The sequence below is a fragment of the Nocardia sp. NPDC055050 genome, assembly GCF_053608345.1.
In genome coordinates, this window is sequence record NZ_JBSGVG010000026.1 from 19,652 (window position 1) to 25,781 (window position 6,130).

The 6,130-nt window shown below is 67.2% G+C and carries 5 protein-coding genes; 4 read left to right on the forward strand and 1 reads right to left on the reverse strand.

The features are described 5' to 3' along the window. The first annotated feature begins 62 nt into the window (after positions 1 to 62). Complete coding sequence (locus ACWGCN_RS24210) at positions 63 to 893, forward strand: hypothetical protein (protein WP_378992355.1); 831 nt, start codon at positions 63 to 65, stop codon at positions 891 to 893. A 7-nt stretch (positions 894 to 900) separates the two neighbouring features. On the opposite strand, the gene ACWGCN_RS24215 is transcribed toward ACWGCN_RS24210, so the two are convergent. Continuing rightward, entirely contained in the window at positions 901 to 1,662 is a 762-nt protein-coding gene (locus tag ACWGCN_RS24215; RefSeq protein WP_378992357.1) for a metal-dependent transcriptional regulator, read from the reverse strand. A gap of 102 nt (positions 1,663 to 1,764) precedes the next feature. Here ACWGCN_RS24215 and ACWGCN_RS24220 point away from each other — a divergent pair, with 102 nt between their 5' ends. From ACWGCN_RS24220 to ACWGCN_RS24230, 3 genes are all read left to right on the forward strand, one after another. Continuing rightward, positions 1,765 to 2,733 carry a bifunctional riboflavin kinase/FAD synthetase gene (locus ACWGCN_RS24220; RefSeq protein ID WP_452450343.1) on the forward strand — a complete coding sequence of 323 codons (969 nt, stop codon included), beginning with the start codon at positions 1,765 to 1,767 and terminating at the stop codon, positions 2,731 to 2,733. A gap of 127 nt (positions 2,734 to 2,860) precedes the next feature. Beyond that, positions 2,861 to 3,130, forward strand: coding sequence for a 30S ribosomal protein S15 (rpsO, locus tag ACWGCN_RS24225; RefSeq protein WP_056811493.1), 270 nt, complete (start codon positions 2,861 to 2,863; stop codon positions 3,128 to 3,130). 375 nt (positions 3,131 to 3,505) lie between these two features. Continuing rightward, a complete protein-coding gene (locus ACWGCN_RS24230) occupies positions 3,506 to 5,779 on the forward strand; it encodes a polyribonucleotide nucleotidyltransferase (RefSeq protein WP_452450341.1) in 2,274 nt (757 codons plus the stop codon). The last annotated feature ends 351 nt before the right edge of the window (positions 5,780 to 6,130 follow it).

Sequence of the window (6,130 nt, forward strand, 5' to 3'; positions counted from 1 at the left end):
AACACCCTGCTCGGAACGGGCGATAGCGAGGATGTATAGCTTTCGCGTCGGAGGGGTAGACCATGGCTGCGATCAGGAAGATCTGGATCGGTGCCGTCGCCGGGGTGACGATGGTGCTCGCGGGCTGTGGCGGCGTCGATCCGCAGGCACCGGGATCGAGCTCGGCGCGTCCGACCACCACTCGCACTGCGCCGATCTCGGTCGCCACGCCCAGCCCCGCTCCCGCAGTCACGCCCGCCGGTCGCCCTGGCGCGGGCTCCTCGAATTCCGTGGGTGCCTCCACTGCCCCGGCGAAGACCGCGAGACCGCCCGAACTCGCGACCGGCACCGTGGTGCTGCGCACCGTGACACTGTCCGGGATCCCCGTTCCTGGTGTGCCGGTGTACCTGTCGCTGCAGCAGCCGTGTGATCCGGCGAGCAACGACATCCCCGTCGGCGAGACGGTGGAAACGCTGCGCCGCGACGGTGTCACCGACGAGCAGGGCCGGGCGGCCTTCGCCACCGAGATCGGTTGCTACCGCTTCGGGATGACCGCGCCCGCCGGGACGAACCCGGTCCCCGAGGGTATGCACTCGCTGTTCCTGGTCACCCCCGGCGGCACGGCCACCGGTCAGCTGCGCTTCCAGGACACCCCACCCGAACCCGCCCCGGCCTGCGCCGAATCCACCATCGAAACCGAACTCGGTGTCGATCCGGGACCCGTCGCCACCATCGCCGACTGCGACGGGCAGTGGGGTGTCATCCGCTGGGAAACACCCGGCGACAACCAGCGCGTCATCACCCGCACGTCGGGAACCTGGTCCACCTATGTCCGGTTCCCCCACGACATCTGTTGGTCCAGCGCCGTCGCCGATGGCGTTCCGGACCGCCTCCGTACCTACTTCAACTGCTGATCCAGGACTATGTGGTGAGCCAAATCGCTTCGGCGGCAAGAGTTCCGAGTTCGGTGGGGGCTTCGGCCGAGGCGATGTGGACGGCGATGGTGCCGGCGAAATCGCGGCGTTCGGCGACTTCGATGGTGGTGTCGAGCGCGATACCGACCGAGTCGAAATAGCGCAGCATCGCGGGGTCGGAGTCGGAGATGCGGGCCACCCGGCCGGATTCGCCCGCGGCGAAGTCGCTGAGCTGACGGGCGGGGGGAGTGGGGACGGCGCCGTCGGTGGAGGGGATGGGGTCGCCGTGCGGGTCGCGGTCGGGGTGGCCGAGTTTCGCGTCGATGCGGGACATGAGCAGGTCGGAGACGGCGTGTTCGAGGACCTCGGCCTCGTCGTGCACTTCGTCCCAGCCGTAGCCGAGTTCGTTCACCAGGAAGGTCTCGATCAGCCGGTGACGGCGCACCATCGCGACCGCGGCGCGACGGCCGTGTTCGGTCAGGGTGATCGCGCCGTAGCGGGCGTGCTCGACCAGGCCCTGATCGGTGAGCTTGCGCACCGCCTCCGACACCGTCGAGGCCGACACGCCGATCCGCTCGGCCAGTAACTTGGTCGACACCTTCTCTTGCGACCACTCCTGAGCGGTCCAGATGACCTTCAGATAATCCTGTGCCACCGCCGACAGTTCGGGCGCGATCGTGGCGGCGAGTTCGGCCTGCTCGGCGGGTTGCGTCAGCGCGCTGCGGGTCGCGACATCTCGTTTAGCTGGCACATCACCAATGTTAGGCATCCCTGGCCCGAATGACACATCGGCGAACCGGCACGCCGCGCACCGGCGATCCGCCGCACACCGGAATTCTGTTCGGGCACCGCTTTGCGTAGGCTTCGCTCTGTGCAGAGATGGCGAAGTCTCGACGACGTGCCCGCGGACTGGGGGCGTTGCGTTCTCACGATCGGCGTGTTCGACGGGGTACATCGGGGGCACGCGCAGCTGATCAGCCGCGCGGTCGCCGCGGCGGAGAAGCGTGGCGTGCGCTCGGTTCTGATGACCTTCGATCCGCACCCGATGGAGGTGGTGCGACCCGGTTCGCACCCCGCGCAGCTGACCACGCTGACCCGCCGCGCGGAGCTGGCCGAGGAGCTCGGGATCGACGTGTTCTGCGTGATGCCGTTCACCCAGGAATTCATGAAGCTCACCCCGTCGGAATACGTACACGACCTGCTGGTCGAACGTCTGCACGTCACCGAGGTCGTGGTCGGCGACAATTTCACCTTCGGTAAGAAGGCCGCGGGCACCGTCGACACGATGCGCGAACTCGGCGAGCGGTTCGGCTTCGAGGTCGACGGGGTGACCCTGCTGGGCGAACACGCTGTCACTTTCTCCTCCACCTACATCCGGGCCTGTGTCGACGCGGGCGACATGGCCGCGGCCGCCGAGGCGCTGGGCCGGCCACATCGCGTCGAGGGCGTCGTCGTGCACGGCGACGGGCGCGGGCGCGGGCTCGGTTTCCCGACCGCCAATGTCGCCCCGCCGATGCACGCCGCGATCCCGGCCGACGGGGTGTACGCGGGGTGGTTCACCGTGCTCGGGGCGGGCCCGGCGATCGGTGACGCCGCACCCGGCGAGCGCGCGATGGCCGCGATCTCGGTCGGCACCAACCCCACGTTCTCGGGTCGCTCACGGACCGTCGAGGCATTCGTGCTCGACGGCGAGGCCGATCTCTACGGCCAGCACGTCGGTGTCGATTTCGTCGAACAACTACGCGGAATGCGCAAGTTCGACTCCATCGACGATCTGGTCGAAGCCATGGGCCGCGACGTCGAGGCCGCGCGCAAGGTTCTCACCGCAGCAGAAGCCTGAACCCCGATTTATCTCGCCACCACGTGTCGAGTAAAGTGGCTCCTCGGGTTTGCTGCGGTCCGCGGTGGCGCCCATCCCGGGTAACCGGACCTTCGAGCGCGGAACTGAAAAATAGGAGTCGAGCCACATGGCGCTGACCACTGAGCAGAAGTCGGCAATTCTCGCCGAATACGGCCTGCACCCCACCGACACCGGCTCGCCGGAGGCGCAGATCGCGCTGCTGTCGAAGCGGATCTCGGACCTGACCGAGCACCTGAAGCAGCACAAGCACGATCACCACACCCGGCACGGCCTGCTGGCCCTGATCGGTCGTCGTCGCCGCCTGTCGAAGTACCTGCAGGCCAACGACATCAACCGCTACCGTTCGCTCATCGAGCGCCTGGGTCTGCGTCGCTGATCTGAATCGGACACGCCTCCTCGTCGAGGCGGTCGACACCTGGCCAACGGGAAGAAGTACACTTCTTCTCGTTGGCTATTCGTGTATTCGGGGACCATCGGGTTCCCGGCTGCACTACAACATGTGACAGCCGTATGTACCCGTCCGCGTGGCGTCGGTCTTCGGTAGTGGCCTTTCGGCAGGCGTTTCCCGCCGCCGTCGGGCTTCGATCGATGACCGCCTCCGCGTCGCCGCTTCCAAGGGGATCCGGCCGGGTGCTGCGCGTGGCAGCCAGGAGGGTTTCCACGTGTCCGTGTCCGGTACGGCTGACGAATAGCTGGTTCGCGCCCACATGGTGCTGCGCTCCAGCGAGACGAGAGGTCGAGAGAAGAGAATATGACGCAGACAACTGAACGCCCTTCGACTGCGGTCGAGGTCGAGCCCGGAGTTTTCGAGTCGGTCGCGCTGATCGACAACGGTAGCTTCGGCACCCGCACCATCCGCTTCGAGACCGGCCGTCTGGCCAAGCAGGCCGCGGGTTCCGTCGCCGCCTACCTGGACGACGAGACCATGCTGCTGTCGGCGACCACCGCCGGTAAGTACCCCAAGGACCAGTTCGACTTCTTCCCGCTGACGGTCGATGTCGAAGAGCGCATGTACGCCGCGGGTCGCATCCCCGGCTCGTTCTTCCGTCGCGAGGGCCGCCCCTCCACCGACGCGATCCTGACCTGCCGCCTGATCGACCGGCCGCTGCGCCCGACCTTCATCGACGGTCTGCGCAACGAGATCCAGGTCGTCGTCACGGTCCTGAGCCTCAACCCGGCCGACCTCTACGACGTGGTGGCCATCAACGCCGCTTCGGCGTCGACTCAGCTCTCGGGCATCCCGTTCTCCGGCCCGATCGGTGGCGTCCGCGTCGCCCTCATCGGTGGCCAGTGGGTCGCGTTCCCGACCGTCGAGCAGCTCGAAGGCGCCGTGTTCGACATGGTCGTCGCGGGCCGCGTCACCGACACCGGCGACGTCGCCATCATGATGGTCGAGGCCGAGGCCACCGACAAGGTCATCGCGCTGATCGAAGACGGTGCGCAGGCCCCGACCGAGGCCGTGGTGGCCGAGGGTCTGGAAGCCGCCAAGCCGTTCATCGCGCGCCTGGTCCGCGCCCAGGCCGACCTGGCCGCGCTGGCTGCCAAGCCGACCCAGGAGTTCCCGCTCTTCCCGCCGTACGGCCCCGACGTGTTCGAGGCTGTCGAGGGCACCTCGAAGGTCGAGCTGAACGAGGCGCTGAGCATCGCCGACAAGCAGACCCGCGAGGCCCGCATCGACGAGATCAAGGCCGAGGTGCTCGCCCGCCTGGGTGACGACTTCGTCGGTCGCGAGAAGGAACTGGGCGCCGCGTTCCGCTCGGTCACCAAGAAGCTGGTCCGCCAGCGCATCCTCACCGACGGTTTCCGCATCGACGGCCGCGGCCTGGCCGACATCCGTCAGCTCTCCGCCGAGGTCGACGTGATCCCGCGCGCCCACGGTTCGGCGATCTTCGAGCGTGGCGAGACCCAGATCATGGGCGTCACCACCCTCGACATGGTGAAGATGGCGCAGCAGGTCGATTCGCTCGGCCCGGAGACCTCCAAGCGCTACATGCACCACTACAACTTCCCGCCGTTCTCCACCGGCGAGACCGGTCGCGTCGGTTCGCCGAAGCGTCGCGAGATCGGCCACGGCGCGCTCGCCGAGCGTGCGCTGATGCCGGTGCTGCCCTCGCAGGAGGAGTTCCCCTACGCCATCCGTCAGGTCTCGGAGGCGCTGAGCTCCAACGGCTCCACCTCGATGGGTTCGGTCTGTGCCTCGACCCTGTCGCTGCTCAACGCCGGTGTGCCGCTGAAGGCGCCGGTCGCGGGTATCGCCATGGGCCTGGTCTCCGACACCATCACCAACGACAAGGGTGAGGACGAGGTCCGCTACGTCGCGCTCACCGACATCCTCGGCGCCGAGGATGCCTTCGGCGACATGGACTTCAAGGTTGCCGGTACCCGTGACTTCGTCACCGCCCTGCAGCTGGACACCAAGCTCGACGGCATCCCCTCGCAGGTGCTGGCCGGTGCGCTGAACCAGGCGCACGACGCCCGCACCACCATCCTGGACGTGATGGCCGAGGCCATCACCGACCCCGACGAGATGAGCCCCTACGCCCCGCGCGTGACGGCCATCAAGATCCCGGTCGACAAGATCGGCGAGGTCATCGGGCCCAAGGGCAAGATGATCAACCAGATCACCGAGGAAACCGGCGCCAACATCTCCATCGAGGATGACGGCACCGTGTTCGTCGGTGCGACCGATGGGCCGTCGGCCCAGGCCGCGATCGACATGATCAACGCCATCGCCAACCCGCAGCTGCCCAAGGTCGGCGAGCGCTTCCTGGGCACGGTCGTCAAGACCACCGCCTTCGGTGCGTTCGTGTCGCTCCTGCCGGGCCGCGACGGTCTGGTGCACATCTCCAAGCTGGGCAACGGCAAGCGCGTGGCCAAGGTCGAAGACGTGGTCAACGTCGGCGACAAGCTGCGTGTGGAGATCGCCGATATCGACAACCGCGGCAAGATCTCGCTCGTCCCGGTCGAGGACGAGGCCGCTGCCGCTGAGCCGGCCGCCGTCGAGGAGAACACCGACGCCGAGTAGGCGTTACTGCTGCTGACTGCCGAAACCCCCGCCGTTGCACGGCGGGGGTTTTGTCGTTTCCGGGCGCTAGCAGGTTCGTGACCTGGGTCACGAAGATGCAACGGTGATGCAACGTTGCGTCGCCTAGTGTGGCTGGACACAGTAAGAATCTGTGCCGACAGCCGTGCTGCCGCCCACTCGGAGCGCAGTGCCGACCGCTGTCGGCTCGGCGTACGCGGTCGGATCGCTGGACCGTTTCTCAGCGCCGGAAAGTGTGTCGCCCCGCCGTGATTTTGACTGAATCTGGTCCGGTTTATTATTGAAACGAATACGCTTCTCCTCGTGTTCGGACGCGTGTTTCAGGTGTCGGGG

Excerpts from the sequence above, each read along its gene's own strand:
- ACWGCN_RS24230 (WP_452450341.1), top strand. The coding sequence starts at position 3,506 with ATGACGCAGACAACTGAACGCCCTTCGACTGCGGTCGAGGTCGAGCCC.
- ACWGCN_RS24215 (WP_378992357.1), bottom strand. The coding sequence starts at position 1,662 with ATGCCTAACATTGGTGATGTGCCAGCTAAACGAGATGTCGCGACCCGC.
- rpsO (WP_056811493.1), top strand. The coding sequence starts at position 2,861 with ATGGCGCTGACCACTGAGCAGAAGTCGGCAATTCTCGCCGAATACGGC.
- ACWGCN_RS24210 (WP_378992355.1), top strand. The coding sequence starts at position 63 with ATGGCTGCGATCAGGAAGATCTGGATCGGTGCCGTCGCCGGGGTGACG.